The sequence below is a fragment of the uncultured Rummeliibacillus sp. genome (assembly GCF_934216135.1).
Taxonomy (GTDB): Bacteria; Bacillota; Bacilli; order Bacillales_A; family Planococcaceae; genus Rummeliibacillus.
The window spans coordinates 1-21,162 of the sequence record NZ_CAKQBI010000009.1 but is presented as its reverse complement, the minus strand read 5'-3'; the positions used below and the strand labels follow the sequence as shown (position 1 = coordinate 21,162).

Sequence of the window (21,162 nt, the reverse complement as noted above, 5' to 3'; positions counted from 1 at the left end):
TTTTTATAAGGTAACCATTATTCTTATTTTAAAGTTAATAATGATACTGATTCAACGTGTGCTGTTTGGGGGAACATATCCATCGGTTGAATATATTCTACATGGTAAATCTTAGTTAGTTCTTGCAAATCTTTTGCTAATGTAGATGGGTTACAAGAAGTGTATACAACTCTTTTAGGTTTTACAGTTAAAATTGTTTTAATAAGACTAGCAGCCAAGCCTGTACGAGGTGGGTCAACTGTTAATACATCTGGTACAAAGCCTTCATTTTGCCAAGTGTCTAACCATTTTTCTGCAGTACCAGTTACATACTTGGTATGTGTAAATCCATGCTTTTTAGCATTTTCTTTTGCATCATGAATACTTTCAGGAATGATATCCATACCACGAACTTCTTTGGCGTCATTTGCAAGCCATAATCCAATTGTTCCAACACCACAATATGCATCTACGACAGTTTCTTTTCCTGTTAGAGCAGCAGCTTTTTTGATTTGATTGTAAAGGTGTACAGTCTGCTGTGGATTTAACTGGAAGAATGCACGCGCTGATAGATCAAACGCTAATTCTCCAAGTTCCTCATGAATTGTTTCCTTACCATTAAGAACAATAGATTGATCTCCAAAAATTAAAGAAGTCTTATCTTGATTAATATTTTGTACGATAGAGACAATGGCAGGGTCAATTTTTTTCAACTTTTCTACGAGTAGTTCTTTTTTGGGAAAGCTTTTACGTGTTGTAATAATGACAAGTTGAATTTCTCCAGTTTGTATACCAACACGTACAACAATTGTTCGAATGATTCCTTTCAAAGAATGACCATCGTAAACAGGAATGTTCAAGTCATCGATTACTTTTTTTGCTGCATTTGTTATTTTTGTCGTCATAGGATGTTGGACAAGACATTCTTCAATATTCAATAGTTTATGGCTATTTTCAGAATAGAGACCAGCAAGTATTTGTTTGCCAGGTTTTCGAACTTGAAATTGACTCTTATTTCGATATTGCCATGGATTTTCCATACCAATTGTTTGGCGAATTTGAATGTTTTTCGCTGCTGATTTTACATATTTATGGAGGGCTTGTACAATTACATCTCGTTTAGCAGCAAGTTGATATGGATATTTCATATGTTGTAACTGACAGCCCCCACATTTTTCGTAAATTCGGCATGGTGGAATTTGACGAGCCTTCGCTTTTTTATGGATCTTTATAATTTTTGCTTCTGCGAAATTACGATTAATCTTTGTTAGCTCAGCATAAATGTCTTCTCCTGGAAGTGCTCCTTTTACGAATACGACATTTCGTTTATAGTAGCCTATTCCTTCGCCGTTAATGCCAAGCTTTTTTATAGTAAGGGGGATTTTTTGCCCCAATGTCATTGTAGGTTGTTGTTGCAAAACTTACACGTCCTTTTTCACTTCATCTTATCATTATAGCGAACGGTTCCGTGTAAGGAAAGAATCAGCCAATCTTTTTGTTATCAACGAAGAAAGGTACTTCGTTGATAAGGTTGTTAATGGAGTCAAAGCGATAGCCTTTTTTCTCAGCATCTTTGATAAACTTTGGCAGTGCTTCAGCATTATCAGGAGAAACTGTGTGCATTAGAATAATAGCTCCAGGATGCATTTGGGACATTAAATTATTATAAGCATATTCCCAACCTTGTGGTTTGTCTTTTAGCCAATCTTTAAATGCAACAGACCAGAAAATATGGCGATAGCCTGCTTCTTGACCAACTCTTAATAAATCTTCGCTAAATACACCTTCTGGAGGTCTAGCATAAACTGTTCTTTCTACATCTGTAATTTCAGCCAACTTTTTGTCGAATCTTTGCCATTCATCAATCATTTGTTGTTCTGTTAGTCTAGCCATATTCGGGTGCTTATCTGAATGGTTTCCAATTTCATGACCTTCATTTACCATACGTTTTACTAAAGGAGTTGCACTAGTTAAATAGTGACCAGTTAAGAAAAACGTTGCTTGGATATTCTCCTTTTTCAATGTATTTAAAATGGATTCGGTATAGCCATTTTCGTAACCACAGTCGAATGTCAGATACATAACTTTATCATCGTTTTTACCTTTATAAACTGCTCCGTATTTTTCTAGCATTTTGTCAAAAGTTGCGCCGGCCTCTGGAGGCACTTCATTTTGAGCCTTTTTAAATCCCCAACTAAATTGTTGAGCGGAAGCAGTGAATGGGTTTGCAATAATACCAGTGATGATAATTGACATTGCGATTATAATACCTGTAGCATGTTGTTTTATCATTTTAAACCCAACCTTTCTTTTTTTGATAGGTTGCGTTGTTTTTATGGATTTATGCGTTATAACAAATTTTCTAACGCGTATTTAAGAGTAGGGTATTTAAATTGATAGTTAGCCTTTAGCAAAGAGCTTGGATGTACATTCTGACCTTCTAGTACTAGTTGACTCTTTTCTCCTAGAGCTAATTTCATCAAAATAGAAGGAACAGGAAACCAATGTGGCCTATGTAATACCTCTCCTATGGTTTTGCCGAATTCCTTCATAGTTACTGGATTTGGAGATGTGAAGTTTACAATCCCGTTAATATTCTCTTGATTGATGGAAAAAATGATTGCTTCAACAACATCCTCCAAGTGAATCCAGGACACCCATTGAGTCCCTGTCCCTACTGTCCCTCCAATGTAAAGCTTATAAGGCATGACCATCATTGGAAGTGCCCCTCCATTTTTTCCTAAGATTACACCAAAACGAGTTAAGACGACACGAACACCCAAATCTTCAGCCCTTTTTGCTGTATCTTCCCAATCTCGAACTGTATTTGCAAGAAAATCATGCGCTGTTTCTGTTGAAGTTTCTGTATATTTCGATTTGTTAGAAGAAGGGTAAATACCGATAGCGCTTGCATTTATTAAAACTTCTGGAGGAGTTTTGAGAGCTTTTATAATTCTTAGAACTTCCTTTGTCGCTGTTATACGACTTGAATAGATCTCCTCTTTAAGTGTTTTTGACCATCTTCCATTATTCAATGATGTACCAGCCAAGTTGATGATTGCGTTAATTCCTTCCAAATGCTTTTCTGGGAACGATTTGTCGGATAGCCATTGAATATAGTGAACCCCATTGGAAAAGTGACTTTGATTTCGAGTCAAAACAAAGATCTCAGCCCCGGCTAATTGTAATTGTTGGACTAACTGTTTTCCTACTAGTCCTGTACCACCTGTTATAGCTATTTTCATAACAACACCTCTTTATATACTATTGGAGTACTTTACATGATGTTATAATCGAAAAGTTGTATACTAAGCTTATCAAAGGAGGAATTAGATGTCTCGAGTAATTACCAAAATTAGCCGTCAAAAACGTAATCAGGAACGATATAATATATATCTAAATGAAGAATATGCTTTTAGTGTAGATGAGGCTATTTTAATACAATTTAGTCTTACAAAAGGTAAAGTTTTAGACGATTTAACGGTAGATGAAATTGCCTTTGATGATGAAATTCAAAGAGCATTCAATCGAGCGCTATCCTATTTGAGTTATCAAATGCGTAGTGAACATGAGGTACATGAAAAGTTAAAGGGTTTAGAATTCGGCGAAGCGGTGATTCAAGAAGCGCTTCAAAAGTTAAAAAAGCTTGGATTTCTAAATGATGAAAGTTATTCAAAAGCTTTGTTAGAAACGAAAAAGAAAACAGCGAAAAAAGGTCCTAGAGCTATACAGAAGGATTTAGAGAAAAAGGGTATCGATAAAAACCTCCAACAAAAAGTGTTACATTCGTTTTCAGAAGAGGAACAACTAGAATTAGCTATTCAGTTAGCTGAAAAAGCTGTCCGTAATGAGCGACGAAAAACGCCTAGTCAGATGAAACAAAAGGTTCAAGAAATTTTGACGCGAAAGGGCTATACTTTTTCAATTGTTGAACAAGTTCTAGACAAAATAGAATTATCAAAGAATGATGATGAATGGACTGAAATGATTCAACAACAAGGAGATAAAGTTTGGCGTAAGTATGCGCATAAATACGTTGATTATGAATTGAAGATGCGTGTTAAACAAGCCCTTTATCAAAAGGGATTTCCAATCGAGAAAATTGAAATTTATATAGAACAAAAGGAGCAAGAAAATGGACAAGAAATTTAGCGAAATGACACCAACTGAACTACGAGAAACAATCGCAACATTAAAAGAAAAAGCACGTAAAGCTGAACAACTCGGTGTTTTAAACGAATTTGCAGTTTATGAACGAAAAGCAATATTGGCGCAAGCGTTCTTATTAAATCCAGATGATTTCAAACCGGGTGAAATATACAGAATCGAAAGTGATCCAGGAATGTTCTTCCAAGTAGATTACTTAAAAGGTGTATATGCTTGGGGTTATCGTTTAGGCGGGGATCATTATGAAGAGGCTTTACCAATTTCAATGTTAACTCCGATCAAGGAGGCATTTTAGTGGAACAAAAGATTAACGAATTAGTTTCTAAATTATGTGCTAAAAATCCAGCAGTTTCTGAAGAAAAAGCACGAGTTTGGATAGAACTTCTTTGGTCAGATTTTGAATCTACTTATGCTAAAGCTGGGTATCAATATCGGGGTGCTGAAATGACCGAGAAAATTATTTTACAATGGATTGAAAGTTACGGCGAACAGTTGCATGAATTTGCAGGTCGTAATCCCAAATATGCACATTTGTTAGATGAAGTAGATTAAAAAATGACCGTTCCAGATTTGGAGCGGTCATTGTATTTGTTGAACGAGCGCATTCAGCATTTAAAAATATCCAGCATCATGCGCAAGCCCCTCGAGATGTTTCAGTCCTTTGGTCGAAAGTGGGAAAGATACTTTCGAGTCAGGCCTTCCAACGCTATTCGGGGCTGAACGAGCGCATTCAGCATTTAAAGATATCCAGCATCATGCGCAAGCCCCTCGAGACGTTTCAGTCCCTTTGTCGAAAGCTGAAGAGATGCTTTCGAGCCGGGCCTTCCAACGCTTTTCGGGGCTAAACAAGCGCATTCAGCATTTAGGTTTATACAACTAATTTTTTTTGTAGTTTGTCTTCGCTGAAAATCCAGCCGGTAAAGGATTTCATGATTTCATAATCTTGTGTAAGGTGAGCGATAGCCACAAATGGGTATCGATTATTACTACGATATCTCAAATCAATAAGTCTTACCTCGATTAAATCATCCTCAATTTCTGAGATTTCCCATCTATATAACGGTGAAAAGGAGACAAACGTTTTAAAATTTGGATCTTCCATAACTGCTTTAATTTCTGGAGAATCTGGCAAAGGTTCGATTAAAAACTTATCATAAATGGTAATGGAACGTCCGTATGCCCGACCAACATAATGATGTGTAGAAGAGTTTGCGGCCACTCGATATTGGAAAAAATGAGATGTTGGCGACAAAATAATGAGTTCTGCGTCAGGTATTGTATTACGAACTGCATGCTTCACAGATTTTTGAAGAAAATACCGAACAATATAATAGACAACTATGATTCCGTACAATGTAAACATTGTCGGAACAGGGTTTGCACCAAATGCCCAAAACATTAAAGCAATAACATGCAATGAAAAAATAATCGGATCAAATGTATTAATCCATCCCAGCGCTACCCATTGGTTTGAAAATGGTCTTAATGCTTGCGTCCCATAGGCATTGAAAATATCTACAAAAACATGTAAAAAGACAGCAAAAAAAGTCCATAACCAAAGATGTAAAAGATTCGCCCCAGGGAATATAATAGAAAGAACTAATGTTATCAATATAGGCCATAAAATGACGGCTGGTATTGAATGGGTAATACCTCTATGGTGACGAATATAGATAGCATTGCTACGTAATTTTAAAATTGTATCAACATCGGGAGCTTGTGAGCCAACAATCATGCCAGTAATGACGGCCGTAGTTGTTGATGAATGGTTAGCAACTACTGGGTCAACCAATGCCAGTCCGCCTAAAGCAATTCCCATAACTAGATGTGTACCTGAATCCAAGATGATCAACTCCTTCTATTGTGGGAGAGAGGTAAAAGTGAGAATTAGTATCGTTGTAAATAGTTTACACTATAATACCCATTATTTATGTGAAATAAAAACGAAATTACTAGGAGAATAACGTGTATTATCAATATAAAAAACAATTTCAACAAGCATTAGTCGAGTGGTTTGAACAAGAAAAAAGAGATTTACCATGGAGAAAAACAAAAGATCCTTATAAAATTTGGGTTTCAGAAGTAATGCTTCAACAAACAAGAGTTGACACTGTAATCCCATACTATAACCGTTTTATGCAGGAGTTTCCTACACCTGAAGCACTAGCAAAAGCCCCAGAGGAAAAGCTGTTAAAACAATGGGAAGGTTTAGGATATTATTCTAGGGCACGTAATTTACAGGACGGAGTCCGTGAAGTTGTAGAAACTTATGGAGGAAAAGTTCCTGATAATCGCCCCGAAATTTCAAAACTTAAAGGAGTCGGTCCTTATACTGCTGGTGCAGTATTAAGTATTGCCTATAATAAAGCTGAACATGCAGTCGATGGAAATGTTATGAGAGTATTAAGTCGAGTTCTTTTAATAGATGAAGATATTGCAATACCAAAAACAAAAAAGACTTTTGAACAAGCAGTTATGGAGTTAATCGATACCGAACATCCATCACAATTTAATCAAGGTTTAATGGAATTAGGTGCTCTAGTTTGTACGCCAACATCACCAAAATGTTTACTTTGCCCTGTAAGAGAATACTGTACTGCATTTAATGAAGGAAATCCTGAGGAACTCCCTGTTAAAACTAAAAAAGTAAAAACAAAAAATCTCCATTATGATGTATTTGTAGTCCAAAATGAAAAAGATCAATTTTTATTAGAAAAGAGACCTGAAAAAGGATTACTAGCGAATATGTGGCAATTTCCTATGCTCGAACAAACAGACATAGAGGAACATACAAATGAAGCAAAACTAGCAGATATTTATAAACTAGAACTGATCAATCGCGATCAATTAATGTCTTTCAAACATGTTTTCTCCCATCTTGTGTGGCATATGGATAGTTATGTTATTAGTGCACAACAAATTGGTGATGCTCCTGACAATAGCAATTGGTTTTCAATAGAAGAGATGAAGGAATTACCGATGCCAGTTCCAATGCAAAAGATTTGGCAAAAATTTAACCTAAACCTATGAACATGATATAAGTATAAAAAACGCCTCTATGCACAAGTTATAATGCATGGAGGTGATTAAGATGCAAAAGAAATTTTCTGGCAAAACAGATGTGCAAAAAGTAAAACAATTAAACCAACAAGCCGAGTCTAACAAGCAACAAGCTTCTGGTCGTTTTGGTCAACAAAACACAGAGGAGTTTGGTGCTGAAACTGACGTGCAAGCAGTTAAAAAGGCAAATCAACAAGCCGAGGCTAAAAAACAACAAGCTTCTGGTAATACCTTTGGTTCAAGCCAGCAATCATAATTTCAGAAAATTGGTGAAGGAATTATACCTTCACCAATTTTTTGCTACAAGTTTTCCGCTAGGATTGTTATAATGTTACAAAAGAGCGCTCATAAGGGAGTGTTTGTTAAAAAGGTGGGCTTATAATGGCAATACCGTCAGAGGGAGAAATCATACAAATACATAGCTATAAGCACAATGGTAATATCCACCGAGTTTGGCAAGAAACAATGGTATTAAAAGCTACAAAGAATATCATCATCGGTGCGAACGAACGGACATTAGTTATTGAATCAGATGGACGTACCTGGATTACGAGAGAACCTTCTATTTGTTATTTCCATGCAGAACATTGGTTTAATATCATTTGTATGTTAAGAGAAGATGGAGTATATTACTACTGTAATATGAGTTCGCCTTTTGTATTCGATCATAATGCAGTGAAATATATTGACTATGATTTAGATGTTAAAGTTTTTCCGGATATGTCTTACACGCTACTTGACGAAGATGAATATGAGCAACATAAAAAAGCAATGGGCTATCCACCAGTTATTGACCATATTTTAAAATCCAATGTTGATAAACTAATAAGTTGGATTCAACAAAGAAGAGGACCTTTTGCCCCTGATTTTATAGAAGCATGGACAAGCCGTTATGAATTCCAACGACAATTACATGAAAATAGCGAAGAATTGTAAGAAATAAAATATTTGACAAGAATGTAATCCTTTATAAATCAAAGATTGTAGTGGAGTTGCCCAGTCGAATTATAGGGCAACTTTTTTATTTGTATTATAATTATTTTTGAAATTGAATCCATCCTAATATAGAACTCCATTTGAAAGGACAGTGACAAAAATGGGGAGTATGAAACGGTATCTGCGCTTTGTTAGACCTTATCGATTTCAAATTTTCATAACCTTTATAATAGGTGTTATTAAATTTGCGATTCCTCTCTTCACACCTGTATTGATTAAGATTGTAATCGATGACATTATAGGTGCAAAAGATTTAAGTAACGATGAAAAAACAAAAGAATTACTACTATGGCTCGGTGGCACAGCAATTCTTTTCTTTGTTATTAGACCACCAGTTGAATATTACCGCCAATATATAGCCCAAAAAGTAAGTAATACAATCCTATTTGATATTCGCCAGAAGTTATACGCACATATACAAAAACTAGGGTTGAAATACTATTCAAACAATCGTGTAGGAGATATTATTTCTCGTACGATTAATGATGTAGAACAAACTAAAGAGTTTGTCATGACGGGACTCATGAATGTTTGGATTGACTTGTGTACTATATTAATAGCTATTGGAATTATGCTAAAGCTTGATGTGAAGCTAACACTCGTTTCACTGATTGCATTTCCGTTTTATGCAATCAGCGTACGTTATTTCTTTAGACGATTAAGAATGTTAACGAGAGAACGTTCCAAAGCTTTAGCCGGAGTTCAAAGTTATTTACATGAACGTGTACAAGGTATGAGTATTATCAAAAGTTTTACACTTGAAAAACACGAACAAAAAATATTTGGTGAAACCAATGGTGAATTTTTGGATAAAGCAATAAACCAAACACGTTGGAATGCCAAAACTTTTGCGGTTGTCAATACAATTACAGGTATTGCACCACTTATTGTAGTAGGATATGCAGGGTATCAAGTTATACATGGTCATCTATCCGTCGGAACAATGGCAGCATTTGTTGCTTATATTGATAGTTTATATAATCCACTTCGACGACTTGTAAACTCATCCACTACTTTAACGCAATCCGTAGCTTCAATGGATCGCATGTTTGAATTATTTGATGAAAAATACGATATTGAAGATGCAAAAGATGCAAAACCATTACAACATGTGAAGGGGAAAATAGATTTTGAAAATGTAACGTTCAACTATGGAGAAAATGGAAGAGATGTATTGAAGAATATTAATCTTCATGTCTCTCCTGGTCAAACAGTTGCACTCGTTGGAATGAGCGGCGGGGGAAAATCTACAATTATTAGTTTAATACCTCGATTTTATGATGTTATTAAAGGAGCCGTAAAAATTGATGATGTAGATGTACGTCATTCAACAGTGGAATCTATACGCTCGCAAGTTGGAATTGTCTTACAAGATAATATTTTATTTAGTGATTCGGTCAAATCTAATATATTAATGGGAAACCCAAATGCAACAGATGAAGAAATTATAGAGGCTGCAAAAGCTGCAAATGCACATGACTTCATCATGTCATTACCAGAAGGATATGATACAAAAGTTGGGGAACGTGGTGTGAAACTTTCTGGAGGACAAAAACAACGTGTTGCCATTGCACGAGTATTTCTTAAGAATCCGCCAATCCTTATTTTAGATGAAGCAACATCAGCACTCGATTTAGAAAGCGAGGCTTTGATCCAAGAATCATTAGATCATCTGGCACATAATCGTACAACTATAATTGTCGCTCATCGCCTTTCAACGATTACACATGCAGATCAAATCTTCGTCATTGACCATGGTGAACTGAAAGAGCAAGGTACCCATGATTCGTTGATGAGTCAAAACGGTATTTATCATAACTTATTTCAAGTGCAAAAGTTAGATTAAATTAAATATCATATATTACAACATTCAAAAGGCTTCTCTTTTAGAGAAGCCTTTAATTTTACGATTAATACATACAATTTATTACATTGTAGAAAAATGTTGCAATATATAGTTGAATAATAATAGAATGATAAAAAGTGATTTTAATAGAATATTTGCCTTTGAAGGAGGGAAAACGTGAATTCTCGAAAAGAACTTTTGCAAGTTAGGGAACTTGAAACAACGTTTTTTACAGATGATGGAGCCATACCAGCTGTTGATCATATTAGCTTTTCCCTTAAAGAAGGAGAGATTCTAGGTATTGTAGGCGAGTCTGGATGTGGGAAAAGTGTAACATCTCTATCTATTATGGGGCTTGTCCCATCGCCTCCAGGAAAAATTACAAGCGGGGAGATTCTACTAGATGGTAAAGACCTAACAAAGTTATCACAAAAAGAGATGCGCAAAATTAGAGGACAAGAAATCGCCATGATTTTTCAAGAGCCTATGACATCATTGAATCCTCTATTTACCATTGGTAATCAGTTAACAGAGGCGATATTAATTCATCATAAAAGTTGGTCAAAGAAAAAAGCTTCTGCACGTGCAGTTGAAATGATGAAATTAGTCGGTCTTCCAAGAGCTGAGGAATTATTAAAAGAATATCCTCACCAATTGTCGGGAGGTATGCGTCAACGAGTCATGATTGCAATGGCGCTCGTATGCGATCCGAAAATTTTAATCGCAGATGAGCCAACGACTGCACTAGATGTAACGATTCAAGCGCAAATTTTGCAACTGATGAAGGATTTAAATGTGAGACTAAATACAGCTGTCATGCTTATCACTCATGATTTGGGCGTAGTTGCGGAGACATGTGAACGAGTGATTGTTATGTACAATGGACAAATTGTAGAAGAGGGACCTGTTGAACTTATTTTCAAAAATCCTGAACATCCATATACAAAAGGACTTATCCACTCTGTCCCGGATATGCGATTTAAAAAACAACGTCTCTTTTCAATTTCGGGAAATGTACCGAAGCCTGGAACTGTTAAACAGGGATGCCGTTTTGCTGCACGCTGTGAATATGCATTTGATCGTTGCCAACAAGAAAATCCTAATTTATACCAAACAGCCGAACAACATAAAACAAGATGCTTCTTGAAGGAAGGAAAGGAGGCGTCTTTGGATGACAGAACCGCTATTGAAAGTAAATAATTTAAAAAAATATTTTCCTATCCGAAAAGGAATCCTTGGAAGAGAACAAGGAAGTATTAAAGCAGTAGACGATGTTTCCTTCTATGTGAACGAGGGAGAAACGTTAGGAATAGTAGGAGAGTCAGGTTGTGGGAAATCAACTACTGGCAGAATGATTATGAGATTACTAGATCCAACAGAAGGATCGATTGAATTTGAAGGTAAGGATTTAGCCAAATTATCAAATGCAGAAATGCGTAAGGCTAGACGAGAAATTCAAATGGTCTTTCAAGATCCTTATGCTTCTTTAAACCCCCGACATTCTATTGGAAAAATTTTAGAGGAGCCTTTGATTGTTCATGGGCTGGGGGATTCAAAAGAAAGAAAAAGACGAGTAAATGAGTTATTAGAAATAGTAGGCCTATCTAGTTATCATGCAAAACGTTATCCTCATCAATTTAGTGGAGGACAAAGACAACGTGTTGGAATAGCTCGTGCCCTTATGACGAATCCAAAACTGATTATTGCCGATGAGCCCGTATCAGCTTTAGATGTATCTATTCAAGCGCAAGTTCTAAATTTAATGCAAGATTTACAGCAAGATTTAAAGCTTACGTATATCTTTATCGCACATGATTTAGGAGTGGTGCGACATATTAGTGATCGCGTAGGAGTAATGTATCTAGGGAAGATGGTAGAACTAGCAGAAAGTGAACAACTATATAATCAGCCGTTACATCCTTATTCGAAAGGGTTACTTTCTGCAGTGCCTGTACCAGATCCGGATTTTAAAAGAGAACAAATTTTACTAACTGGGGATATTCCTAGCCCCTCTAACCCACCAAGGGGTTGTACTTTCCATACGCGTTGTCCATTCAAAATGGATGCCTGTACATCCGAAGTGCCGGGGTTAGTGGAAGTGGAGAAAGGTCATTCTGTTGCCTGTCATCTTTACGATGAACGGTTCAACAATGATATATAAATTATTCAAACATGGGGGTTATTGAATGAAGAAAAAGAGGTTATTGTCTTTAGGTTTGCTATTAGTTTTAGTACTATCCACTATTCTAGCTGCTTGTTCATCTGATAAAAAAGATGATGAAGCAAGCAACACAAATTCTGGAGGTAGCAAAAAAGAAAAAATTCTCGTGTTCGGTCGTGGGTCAGACTCTGTATCACTGGATCCAAGTGCCGTGACAGATGGTGAATCATTTAAAGTAACGCAAAATGTGTTTGAAACATTGATTAACTTTGGTGAACAGGATACAAAATTACAACCAAGTCTTGCGACAAAATGGGAATCCTCTGAAGATGGTTTAACTTATACGTTTGAACTTCAAGAAGGGGTAAAATTCCATGATGGCACTGACTTCAATGCAGAAGCTGTTGTGAAAAATTTTGAACGCTGGATGAGTGGAGATGCCGATAAATTCCCTTATTTTGCATCTATGTTCGGTGGTTTCAAAGGTGACAAAGAAGCGGTGATTAAAGAGGTAAAAGCAGATGGAGATTATAAAGTAGTAATCACTTTAAATCGTGCCCAAGCACCATTCTTGAAAAACTTAGCTATGAGCCCGTTTGGTATTGCGAGTCCAACTGCATTTGAAAAAGAAGGGGATAAATTTGGGGATAATCCAGTGGGTACAGGACCATTCAAATTCGTATCCTGGAAACGTAATGACTCTGTAACAATTGAGAAAAACAAGGATTATTGGAAAGAAGGACTTCCAAAACTAGATAAAGTCATTTTCCGTTCAATTCCAGATAACTCAGCGCGATTAAATGAGTTAAATTCTGGCGGAATTGACCTAGCTGATGGCATCAATCCATCAGATGCAGCTTCAATTCAAAGCAATTCACAATTACAAATTTTTGAGCGCCCATCTATGAATGTTGGCTACCTAGGTTTAACTGTTACTCGTCCGCCATTTGATAATGTAAAGGTTCGACAAGCAGTAAATTATGCTATCGATAAACAAGCAATTATCGATGCATTCTTCGAAGGAAAAGCGGAAATTGCGAAAAACCCAATGCCTCCAGTTATTGAAGGATATAACGATGATGTAAAGGGCTACGATTATAATCCTGAAAAAGCGAAAGCTCTATTAAAAGAAGCAGGCTATGACGGTAAACAAATCGAACTTTGGGCAATGCCGGTACCACGTCCGTATATGCCAGATGGACAAAAAGTGGCAGAAGCAATTCAAAAGAACTTAGAAGATGTAGGGATAAAATCGAAAATTGTTTCTTATGAATGGGCAACTTATCTTGATAAAGCAGCTAAAGGGGAAGCAGATGCATTCTTACTTGGCTGGACAGGTGATAACGGGGATGCTGATAACTTCTTATACACTTTACTAGATGAAAGTAATATCGGAAGTAATAATTATACGTTCTTCAAAAACAAAGAAACTCATAAATTACTATTAGAAGCACAAACAGAAACAGATGAAGCAAAACGTAACGAATTATACAAAAAAGCACAAGTTATTTTGGCAGAAGAGGCACCATGGGTCCCACTTGCTCACTCTACACCATTGTTAGCAGGTAAAGCAGATATCGTAGACTTCAAACCGCATCCAACTGGTTCTGATATCTTGTCAAAAATAGATTTTAAATAATTTAAAATAAATGGAATGAAATCGCCTTTTACTTTTTTGGTAGAAGGCGAGTTTTTTAAGTGAAAGGAGGAGGAGTGAAAGTATGCTTCACTATATCGGTAGAAGGCTTTTACAGCTGATTCCAGTTTTGCTCGGAATGACATTTATCGTATTTTTGATAATTCGTGCGATTCCGGGAGATCCAGCGCAAGTTATATTAGGACAACAGGCAACGAAAGAAGCTGTCGCAGCATTACGAGCAAGTTTGGGATTAGATAATCCTTGGTATATTCAGTATTTTCACTATTTAGGTGATTTATTAACAGGTGATTTAGGGGACTCCATGCGTACAAAAGTGCCGGTAGCAAGTGAGCTTTGGCCATATTTAGGAGCAACATTGGAGTTATCGCTATGTGCCATCATTTTAGCAGTTATTATTGGTGTCAACGCAGGAATCATTTCTGCTTGGTTTCAAAATTCGTGGTTTGACTATGCTGCAATGATCATCGCTTTAATAGGTGTATCGATGCCAATTTTCTGGTTAGGTTTAATGGAACAATGGATATTCGGTATTCAATTGGACATGCTGCCGACATCCGGTCGTGACGATGCACGAAATCCAGTCAATCCAATCACTTATTTATATATTATTGACACCATTATCCAAGGACGCTTTGATCAATTGGTTGTCGTTATACAACATTTAATATTGCCAGCGATTGCTTTAGCAACGATACCGATGGCTATTATCGCTCGTATGACTCGTTCGAGTATGCTTGAAGTAATGCGTTCTGATTATGTACGTACAGCACGTGCAAAAGGTCAAAAAATGTTTTGGGTTGTGTACAAGCATGCTTTAAAAAATGCAATCATTCCAGTATTAACAGTAATCGGTCTACAAATGGGTATGTTACTTGGGGGAGCTATTTTGACAGAAACTATTTTTAGTTGGCCAGGTATTGGACGATATATCTATGATGCAATTGGTTTCCGTGACTATCCAGTTATACAGTCTGGTATATTAGTGGTTGCTTTTATGTTCATCATGATTAATTTATTAGTAGATATTTTGTACAGTATTATTGATCCAAGGATTAAGTATAACTAAAAGGAGGAGTCCAATATGTCTCAAATGGCGCCAAACTTACCCTCAAATGTCGAAGCACAGCAAGAAAAATCATCTGGTCCATGGAAAGAAGCATGGCGTAGTTTTAAGAAAAATAAAATTGCGCTAGTTGGTGCAATTATTGTGGCCTTCTTCATTATTTTAGCTTTATTTGGTCCACTAATCGCACCTCAAGGTATTAATGAGCAACAGTTAAGTGAACGATTGAAAGCACCATCCACAGATCATTGGTTTGGGACAGATGACTTTGGACGAGATATCTTTTCACGAATTGTTCATGGAGCAAGGCTTTCTTTAATGGTTGGTTTTCTTTCGGTAATTGGCTCAGTTGTAATTGGGAGTGCTTTAGGAATTATTGCAGGTTATTATGGGCGTTTTATCGATGCGATTATTTCACGTATATTTGATATTTTACTAGCGTTTCCTAGTATTTTACTAGCGATTGCGATTGTTTCAGTTTTAGGTCCTTCACTAACGAATGCCCTTATAGCTATTGCAATTATTAACATTCCAAACTTTGGTCGGCTTATCAGGTCAAAAGTATTAAGTATTAAACAAGAAGAATATATTATAGCCGCAAAGGCAATAGGAATGAGTGATTTTCGATTATTATTTGCTCATATTTTGCCGAATTCAATGACCCCAGTAATTGTACAAGGGACACTGGCGATTGCTACAGCCATTATTGAGGCCGCAGCACTTGGCTTTTTAGGTTTAGGCGCACAAGCACCACAACCAGAATGGGGAAAAATGTTATCTGATGCAAGAGTATACTTAGTCAATGCACCTTGGACGATGATCTTCCCAGGTTTAGCGATTATGCTAACTGTACTAGGTTTTAACCTTATGGGAGATGGGTTACGTGATGCACTTGATCCAAAGATGAAGAACTAATAAAAACTGCAATTATCTTTTAAACTAAAGATAATTGCAGTTTTTTTATATGATCTTATAAAACTCGATCTTCTATATCTACTTTAAGTATTTCATGAGAATGATGGTTTTGGTAGCACATAATAAGAGTATCTAAATGTTCAAGGTTTTCTTCATAATCTAAAATACGAGAAAGAATATGCAGCAGATGATAGCTTGAAAATTCCTCTTCCTTTTCATCTTCATGGGCTAATACAATATGCTTTGCGAAGATGTCCATAACCTCATTACGTTGTAGATACTCTTCCTTTCCTACCCAAGTTGTATGTTCGTGTTTCAGTTTGCCGGTATATTTTAAAAATAATTGTTCATGATATGTTAATAGATAATCTAAACGTTCTTGTATCATTATTCGGAAACGTTCTGGCAAATTGGCCATTTCATTTTCATGTAAATGTAGACGATTTAGAACCTCTATGCTTTTCTTCGTTGTTAAAATCATTTGTCGATAGATGACTAACTTACGTGCTTTGATATATTTCTTTTTTCCAAAGTATACACGTTCTTCTTTATATAACTTATTTAATGTTTTGATACGTTCATAGCGCGCTTTCAAAGATCGCAATGACTGTTTTGTAGAAGTATGCTCGGAAGCTTGGCGTACAGCTAGACGAATCCAACGAATGATATCATCTTGTAGTATATTGATGGAAGCAAATAATCTCGTTTCATATTTTGGTGGTAAGAATAAGAGGTTGACAACAAAAGCTGCTAACACTCCAATCATTACTGTAGCAAAACGAATAAGACCAAATATCATGAATTGTTCGCCTTGAACTTCCATAATAACAATCATAGTAACAAGAGCTAGAGAAATACTATCTTCCAGTTTGAATTTGATCATAATAGCGAGTGTTACAATAGCAGCTAATCCAACAGCTACAAATTCATGACCAAATATGGAGCCGAATGCAACAGCTACAATGGCACCGATAATATTCCCTTGTATTTGTTCAATAATTGTTCTGTAAGAGCGATAAAGAGAAGGCTGCATTGCGAAAATAGCAGCGATTCCTGCAAATATGGGAGATGGACAATGTAAGGCTTTTGCTACAAACAAAGCTAATACAATGGCAACTCCTGTTTTTAATATTCGGGCACCTAATTTCATATGGGAAATGAGTAACCTCACTTTCTTAATTTTTATGTAAAACAAATGTGAGAATGTGTTTCATCGGATTGTATTACTTAATTGTAGTCAAATATTCTACAAAGTGCCAAAGAAATTGTTACAATATTAGAAAGTATATGAAGTGGAGGAGATAACATGTCAATGTTGGAAGGATTACAAGCACCTATGTTTTCGTTACAAAATGAAAAAGGAGAGGTGGTATCTTTATCTGATTATAAAGGGGAGAAATCTGTAGTACTCTACTTTTATCCGAAAGATATGACGCCTGGTTGTACGACGGAAGCATGTGATTTTCGTGATGCTCATAATGATTTTTCAAATTTAGATGCAGTAATTTTAGGGGTAAGCCCGGATGATGAAAGTAAGCATGTAAAATTTATCGAAAAACACGGGTTACCATTTTCTTTACTTGTAGACACAGATCATAAAGTGGCTGAAGCATATGGTGTGTGGAAATTAAAAAAAATGTATGGTCGCGAATATATGGGGATTGAACGCTCAACATTTTTGATCAACAAAGATGGCATTGTGGAAAAAGAATGGCGTAAAGTACGTGTTAAAAATCATATTGAAGAAGTATTAAATTATCTTCGTAACAAAGGGGAATAGAAGCTGATGATATACTTTACTTTTGATCCACGACCAGATTTAAAAGATGATTTGTTACGAGATTTTCCGGACCAGGAGTTTATATTCGAAAATAAGGTAGAAGAAAAGTATTTAAAAATTGCTGATATTCTTGTGACTTACGGTGAAGACTTAACAGAAGAACATATTGAAATTGCTGATAATTTACAATGGATTATGGTAGTTTCAGCAGGCCTTGAAAAAATGCCTTTACAAAAAATAGCAGAGCGAAATATTACTGTTTCAAATGTGCGAGGAATTCATAAAGTACCTATGGCGGAATCTGTGATGGCACATTTACTTGCGAACAAAAGGTCTTTACCATGGATTTACGAAAAAGAAAGAAAAGCTGAATGGAATCGTAAGTCTAAATCGAAAGAATTGCGAGATTCTACGGCTCTAATCTTAGGGCCTGGAGCTATTGGGGGAGAAATTGGGCGATTATTACAATGTTTTGGTGTGAAAACAATCGGCTGCAATCGCTCAGGTAAAAAAGCTGACTACATGGATAAGATGACAACATTTGACGACTTGCTCAAGGTGTTACCAACCGTAGATATTATAATCTCAATATTACCTAGCACTCAAGAAACACATCATTTGTTAAAAGCTGAACACTTTAAAGCGATGAAAGATAGTGCTATCTTCATGAATTTCGGACGCGGTGATTTAGTCGAGACGAATATTTTAAAAGAGGCGCTATTACAGAAAGAGATTGCTTTTGCTATATGTGATGTATTTGAAGAAGAGCCATTGCCTCAAAATCATCCGTTTTGGAACATGGATAATATTACGGTATCGCCACATGTTTCGAGTCATTCTTCCCGTTACCTTGAACGCAGTTTCGAAATCTTTAAACCTAATCTAAGGAAATGGCTAAATGGAGATAAACAATTAGAAAATATAATTGACCCTTATAAAGGTTATTAAAAAAGAAATATAATAATTGAATAACTATCATTTCCAACTCACTAATTGAGAATTTTGTTGAGAAAACGGATGCTTTTACATAGTGGATTTCGTCTGCTCTTTTTTTGCAAATTTAAATTATATATGCCTATAAACAAACAAAATACGGTAGCAATAGGTAGAAATGTTGACATTTACACCACTTATTAAGTAAACTAATTATAACGATTACAAATAAATAATACTTATGAAGTGAGGTGCATGGCGATGTCTGAAATGCAATTGAAAAACGCTCTCGACACGCTAAAGACAACTGGCGTAAGGATCACTCCGCAACGTCATGCGATTCTTGAGTACTTAATCGAATCAATGTCACATCCGACTGCTGATGATATATATAAAGCATTAGAACATAGATTTCCTAATATGAGTGTTGCTACTGTATATAACAATTTACGTGTTTTCCGAGAATCAGGTCTTGTACGCGAATTGACGTATGGTGATAATGCTAGTCGTTTCGATTTCGTTACAAGCAAACATTATCATATAATTTGTGAGTCCTGTGGGAAAATTGTAGACTTTCATTATCCTGGTCTTGATGAGGTTGAACATCTTGCGGCTCATGTGACTGGTTTTAAGGTCAATTCTCACCGTTTGGAAGTATATGGTACATGTCCAGAGTGCGCTGAGAAAGAAGCTAAAACAGAAGAATGATAATTAGCATTTAGTAAGCTATACGCAGTGGTTAGCTGTTGTATAGCTTTTTTTCTGTGTGAAGTGTTGAACAATTTTGGTATTGAAAAACCTCGTCTCAAGTAGAAACGAGGTTCTTCGCTATTCTTTACTATCTTTTTTATGTTGTTTTGTTTTATTGTTATAATCTTGGTTGAATTCTTTTCCTTCTAAAGACTTGTCCAGTGTTAAAGGCTCGTTACAAAACATACACATATCTACACGGCCTAGCATCTTAGTATGTTTATGACAATTTGGACATTCAACCATAATAGCTTGTGTTGATAATAATCCAATCCAAGCGTAAACTACTGTACTAGCAATAATACAAAGCATGCCTATAGCTATGAAAATCATCGCCACCCATTTATGGTCTCTAAATATAATAGCGCCATACATGACGATAAAGCCGATAAAGATTAATGATAAAGCAAATGTACGAATTTTATTGATTTTACTTTTATAAGGTTTCTTATTAGATTTCATTTGTAAGCCTCCCAACCTAAAGCATACTAAAAACGGTAAAGTAAGGCAATATGAATTAAAACTTCTAAGAGGAATCTAAAATCCACTGTCGAAAGGTTATTTATAGAAAGATTTTATTCTAGGAGGATTATTATGGAACAACTACTTCGTCCAATATATCAAGAGCGTGCAAGTCAACCTAACACATTAGGAATTATTATAGTAGAGAAAAGAGAAGACGTTAGTCCGATTACTGATACATTCGATACCGTTCTTTTAATTGTTACAAAAGAAAATAAAGTACCGGTATATACAAAACATTATACGTACGAAAATAAAAAAGCAGCGATGCACATTATTACAGAAAAACAATTACATAAGTGGCTATTAGTTGGAACTAATAAAAAACTAATCGATTGGATTTTATTTGGTAAAATCGTATTTGATAGAAATGAATATATTAGTGACTTGAAACAAAACTTGAAGGACTTTCCTTTCTATGGAAGAAACATAAAGATGGGTATTGAATTTGCAAAACTGATTCGTCATTATTTAGAAGGAAAAGTTTGTTTTGAAGAGACTAATTTCTTAGATGCATACAATCATGTGGTTGAATCTTTGCATCATTTGGCACGATTAGCGATTTTAGATAAAGGGTTATATCCTGAAGTAACAGTATGGTCACAAGTAAAACAGATTGATCCGGAAATTTATAAATTATATGAAGAACTAATCACAAGTGAAGAATCTATTGAAAAGAGATTAGAGCTTTTGTTCCTGGCTAGTGAATTCTTAATCCATTCCCGCACTGCTGATGGGGCTCGACATATCATCAGTGTAATGTCTAAAAAGGAATACTGGACAATTCAAGAATTACATGAACAAGAGGAACTAAAGAATTACTCTGTTGATTTAGAAGTGTTTGTAGAATTTTTAATTAGTAAAGGGTATATCTTTGTAGAAAAAGTTGAAACGAAAGGTAACCGAATTTTCCACAGATATTATAAGATTGAACAAACAACTATTTAGATGTATAGTAAATACAATATTTTTATATGAAATAAAAAAGTTTTAAAAAAGTGTTGACATTACCGAAGTAATTATTGTATTATATTAAATGTCGTTAAGACATGCTAATTAAATCACAACTTAGTCATTAAAAAACTTTTTTAAAAAAGTTATTGACAATGAATAAGTTAGATGATAAGATATAAAAGTCGTTAAGATAACGACAAGATATGAACCTTGAAAACTGAACAAGCAAGATGTTAATCAATAAACTTTGTTTTTTTAACAAAAACAAAATAGATATCATCATATGATGATACGCTAGCGAAGCTAATGAGCTTTCAAACTTTACTTTTATGGAGAGTTTGATCCTGGCTCAGGACGAACGCTGGCGGCGTGCCTA

22 protein-coding genes are annotated in these 21,162 nt (G+C 35.6%); 16 read left to right on the top strand and 6 right to left on the bottom strand.

The features are described from left to right. Window positions 1-23: 23 nt before the first annotated feature. The 3 genes from rlmD to Q0977_RS07850 form a co-directional block, all read right to left on the bottom strand. The gene (gene rlmD / locus Q0977_RS07860) at window positions 24-1,397 is read right to left on the bottom strand and encodes a 23S rRNA (uracil(1939)-C(5))-methyltransferase RlmD (RefSeq protein WP_299512307.1); all 1,374 of its coding nucleotides are present in this window, start codon (window positions 1,395-1,397) and stop codon (window positions 24-26) included. A gap of 64 nt (window positions 1,398-1,461) precedes the next feature. After that, a complete protein-coding gene (locus Q0977_RS07855) occupies window positions 1,462-2,271 on the bottom strand; it encodes a polysaccharide deacetylase family protein (RefSeq protein WP_299512305.1) in 810 nt (269 codons plus the stop codon). 56 nt (window positions 2,272-2,327) lie between these two features. Then, entirely contained in the window at window positions 2,328-3,224 is an 897-nt protein-coding gene (locus Q0977_RS07850; RefSeq protein WP_119414481.1) for a TIGR01777 family oxidoreductase, read from the bottom strand. An 88-nt stretch (window positions 3,225-3,312) separates the two neighbouring features. Between Q0977_RS07850 and recX the strand changes: the two genes are divergently transcribed. The 3 genes from recX to Q0977_RS07835 are packed head-to-tail and all read left to right on the top strand — an operon-like array spanning window position 3,313 to window position 4,698. Further along, window positions 3,313-4,131 carry a recombination regulator RecX gene (gene recX / locus Q0977_RS07845; RefSeq protein ID WP_119414482.1) on the top strand — a complete coding sequence of 273 codons (819 nt, stop codon included), beginning with the start codon at window positions 3,313-3,315 and terminating at the stop codon, window positions 4,129-4,131. Beyond that, complete coding sequence (locus Q0977_RS07840; protein ID WP_233548007.1) at window positions 4,115-4,441, top strand: YfhH family protein; 327 nt, start codon at window positions 4,115-4,117, stop codon at window positions 4,439-4,441. Before recX ends, Q0977_RS07840 begins: the two co-directional genes overlap by 17 nt. Then, window positions 4,441-4,698 (top strand): YfhJ family protein, encoded by a 258-nt coding sequence (locus Q0977_RS07835; RefSeq protein WP_119414483.1) that lies wholly within the window; start codon window positions 4,441-4,443, stop codon window positions 4,696-4,698. Before Q0977_RS07840 ends, Q0977_RS07835 begins: the two co-directional genes overlap by 1 nt. Before the next feature lie 316 nt (window positions 4,699-5,014). Here the strand turns inward: Q0977_RS07835 and Q0977_RS07830 are convergent, their stop codons facing one another. Further along, window positions 5,015-5,989, bottom strand: coding sequence for a metal-dependent hydrolase (locus Q0977_RS07830; protein WP_119414485.1), 975 nt, complete (start codon window positions 5,987-5,989; stop codon window positions 5,015-5,017). 122 nt (window positions 5,990-6,111) lie between these two features. Here Q0977_RS07830 and mutY point away from each other — a divergent pair, with 122 nt between their 5' ends. From mutY to nikC, 9 genes are all read left to right on the top strand, one after another. After that, entirely contained in the window at window positions 6,112-7,176 is a 1,065-nt protein-coding gene (mutY, locus tag Q0977_RS07825) for an A/G-specific adenine glycosylase (protein ID WP_124217752.1), read from the top strand. A gap of 61 nt (window positions 7,177-7,237) precedes the next feature. Continuing rightward, window positions 7,238-7,462: a gamma-type small acid-soluble spore protein gene (locus tag Q0977_RS07820; protein WP_233548008.1), complete on the top strand. Its 225-nt coding sequence runs from the start codon at window positions 7,238-7,240 to the stop codon at window positions 7,460-7,462. A gap of 125 nt (window positions 7,463-7,587) precedes the next feature. Continuing rightward, window positions 7,588-8,142, top strand: a complete 555-nt coding sequence (locus tag Q0977_RS07815) for a DUF402 domain-containing protein (protein ID WP_119414487.1) — start codon at window positions 7,588-7,590, stop codon at window positions 8,140-8,142. Window positions 8,143-8,302: 160 nt separating this feature from the next. Then, window positions 8,303-10,048, top strand: a complete 1,746-nt coding sequence (locus Q0977_RS07810; RefSeq protein ID WP_119414488.1) for an ABC transporter ATP-binding protein — start codon at window positions 8,303-8,305, stop codon at window positions 10,046-10,048. Window positions 10,049-10,225: 177 nt separating this feature from the next. Next, window positions 10,226-11,248 (top strand): ABC transporter ATP-binding protein, encoded by a 1,023-nt coding sequence (locus Q0977_RS07805; RefSeq protein ID WP_119414489.1) that lies wholly within the window; start codon window positions 10,226-10,228, stop codon window positions 11,246-11,248. Next, on the top strand, window positions 11,220-12,209 hold the full coding sequence (locus Q0977_RS07800) for an ABC transporter ATP-binding protein (RefSeq protein WP_119414490.1): 990 nt from the start codon (window positions 11,220-11,222) through the stop codon (window positions 12,207-12,209). The genes Q0977_RS07805 and Q0977_RS07800 overlap by 29 nt, the downstream gene beginning before the upstream one ends. Before the next feature lie 25 nt (window positions 12,210-12,234). After that, window positions 12,235-13,848 (top strand): ABC transporter substrate-binding protein, encoded by a 1,614-nt coding sequence (locus Q0977_RS07795; RefSeq protein ID WP_299512285.1) that lies wholly within the window; start codon window positions 12,235-12,237, stop codon window positions 13,846-13,848. A gap of 82 nt (window positions 13,849-13,930) precedes the next feature. Further along, a complete protein-coding gene (locus Q0977_RS07790) occupies window positions 13,931-14,935 on the top strand; it encodes an ABC transporter permease (protein WP_299512282.1) in 1,005 nt (334 codons plus the stop codon). 15 nt (window positions 14,936-14,950) lie between these two features. Then, window positions 14,951-15,847, top strand: coding sequence for a nickel transporter permease (gene nikC, locus Q0977_RS07785; protein WP_119414493.1), 897 nt, complete (start codon window positions 14,951-14,953; stop codon window positions 15,845-15,847). Between the two features lie 55 nt (window positions 15,848-15,902). On the opposite strand, the gene Q0977_RS07780 is transcribed toward nikC, so the two are convergent. After that, on the bottom strand, window positions 15,903-16,997 hold the full coding sequence (locus Q0977_RS07780) for an aromatic acid exporter family protein (RefSeq protein ID WP_119414494.1): 1,095 nt from the start codon (window positions 16,995-16,997) through the stop codon (window positions 15,903-15,905). Between the two features lie 156 nt (window positions 16,998-17,153). On the opposite strand from Q0977_RS07780, the gene bcp reads away from it, so the two are divergent. The 3 genes from bcp (at window position 17,154) to perR (ending at window position 19,268) form a co-directional block, all read left to right on the top strand. Then, on the top strand, window positions 17,154-17,627 hold the full coding sequence (gene bcp, locus Q0977_RS07775; RefSeq protein WP_119414495.1) for a thioredoxin-dependent thiol peroxidase: 474 nt from the start codon (window positions 17,154-17,156) through the stop codon (window positions 17,625-17,627). A 3-nt stretch (window positions 17,628-17,630) separates the two neighbouring features. Then, window positions 17,631-18,575 (top strand): D-2-hydroxyacid dehydrogenase, encoded by a 945-nt coding sequence (locus tag Q0977_RS07770; protein WP_299512506.1) that lies wholly within the window; start codon window positions 17,631-17,633, stop codon window positions 18,573-18,575. A gap of 246 nt (window positions 18,576-18,821) precedes the next feature. Beyond that, on the top strand, window positions 18,822-19,268 hold the full coding sequence (perR, locus tag Q0977_RS07765; protein ID WP_199670647.1) for a peroxide-responsive transcriptional repressor PerR: 447 nt from the start codon (window positions 18,822-18,824) through the stop codon (window positions 19,266-19,268). A 120-nt stretch (window positions 19,269-19,388) separates the two neighbouring features. On the opposite strand, the gene Q0977_RS07760 is transcribed toward perR, so the two are convergent. Continuing rightward, the gene (locus tag Q0977_RS07760; RefSeq protein WP_299512268.1) at window positions 19,389-19,772 is read right to left on the bottom strand and encodes a YgzB family protein; all 384 of its coding nucleotides are present in this window, start codon (window positions 19,770-19,772) and stop codon (window positions 19,389-19,391) included. A 132-nt stretch (window positions 19,773-19,904) separates the two neighbouring features. Here Q0977_RS07760 and Q0977_RS07755 point away from each other — a divergent pair, with 132 nt between their 5' ends. Further along, on the top strand, window positions 19,905-20,780 hold the full coding sequence (locus Q0977_RS07755; protein ID WP_299512266.1) for a nucleotidyltransferase-like protein: 876 nt from the start codon (window positions 19,905-19,907) through the stop codon (window positions 20,778-20,780). The last annotated feature ends 382 nt before the right edge of the window (window positions 20,781-21,162 follow it).

Coding starts and splice junctions, on each gene's coding strand:
- Q0977_RS07855 (WP_299512305.1), bottom strand. CDS start 2,271: ATGATAAAACAACATGCTACAGGTATTATAATCGCAATGTCAATTATC.
- Q0977_RS07850 (WP_119414481.1), bottom strand. CDS start 3,224: ATGAAAATAGCTATAACAGGTGGTACAGGACTAGTAGGAAAACAGTTA.
- recX (WP_119414482.1), top strand. CDS start 3,313: ATGTCTCGAGTAATTACCAAAATTAGCCGTCAAAAACGTAATCAGGAA.
- Q0977_RS07840 (WP_233548007.1), top strand. CDS start 4,115: ATGGACAAGAAATTTAGCGAAATGACACCAACTGAACTACGAGAAACA.
- Q0977_RS07820 (WP_233548008.1), top strand. CDS start 7,238: ATGCAAAAGAAATTTTCTGGCAAAACAGATGTGCAAAAAGTAAAACAA.
- Q0977_RS07815 (WP_119414487.1), top strand. CDS start 7,588: ATGGCAATACCGTCAGAGGGAGAAATCATACAAATACATAGCTATAAG.
- Q0977_RS07810 (WP_119414488.1), top strand. CDS start 8,303: ATGGGGAGTATGAAACGGTATCTGCGCTTTGTTAGACCTTATCGATTT.
- Q0977_RS07800 (WP_119414490.1), top strand. CDS start 11,220: ATGACAGAACCGCTATTGAAAGTAAATAATTTAAAAAAATATTTTCCT.
- Q0977_RS07795 (WP_299512285.1), top strand. CDS start 12,235: ATGAAGAAAAAGAGGTTATTGTCTTTAGGTTTGCTATTAGTTTTAGTA.
- Q0977_RS07790 (WP_299512282.1), top strand. CDS start 13,931: ATGCTTCACTATATCGGTAGAAGGCTTTTACAGCTGATTCCAGTTTTG.
- nikC (WP_119414493.1), top strand. CDS start 14,951: ATGTCTCAAATGGCGCCAAACTTACCCTCAAATGTCGAAGCACAGCAA.
- Q0977_RS07780 (WP_119414494.1), bottom strand. CDS start 16,997: ATGAAATTAGGTGCCCGAATATTAAAAACAGGAGTTGCCATTGTATTA.
- bcp (WP_119414495.1), top strand. CDS start 17,154: ATGTCAATGTTGGAAGGATTACAAGCACCTATGTTTTCGTTACAAAAT.
- perR (WP_199670647.1), top strand. CDS start 18,822: ATGTCTGAAATGCAATTGAAAAACGCTCTCGACACGCTAAAGACAACT.
- Q0977_RS07760 (WP_299512268.1), bottom strand. CDS start 19,772: ATGAAATCTAATAAGAAACCTTATAAAAGTAAAATCAATAAAATTCGT.
- Q0977_RS07755 (WP_299512266.1), top strand. CDS start 19,905: ATGGAACAACTACTTCGTCCAATATATCAAGAGCGTGCAAGTCAACCT.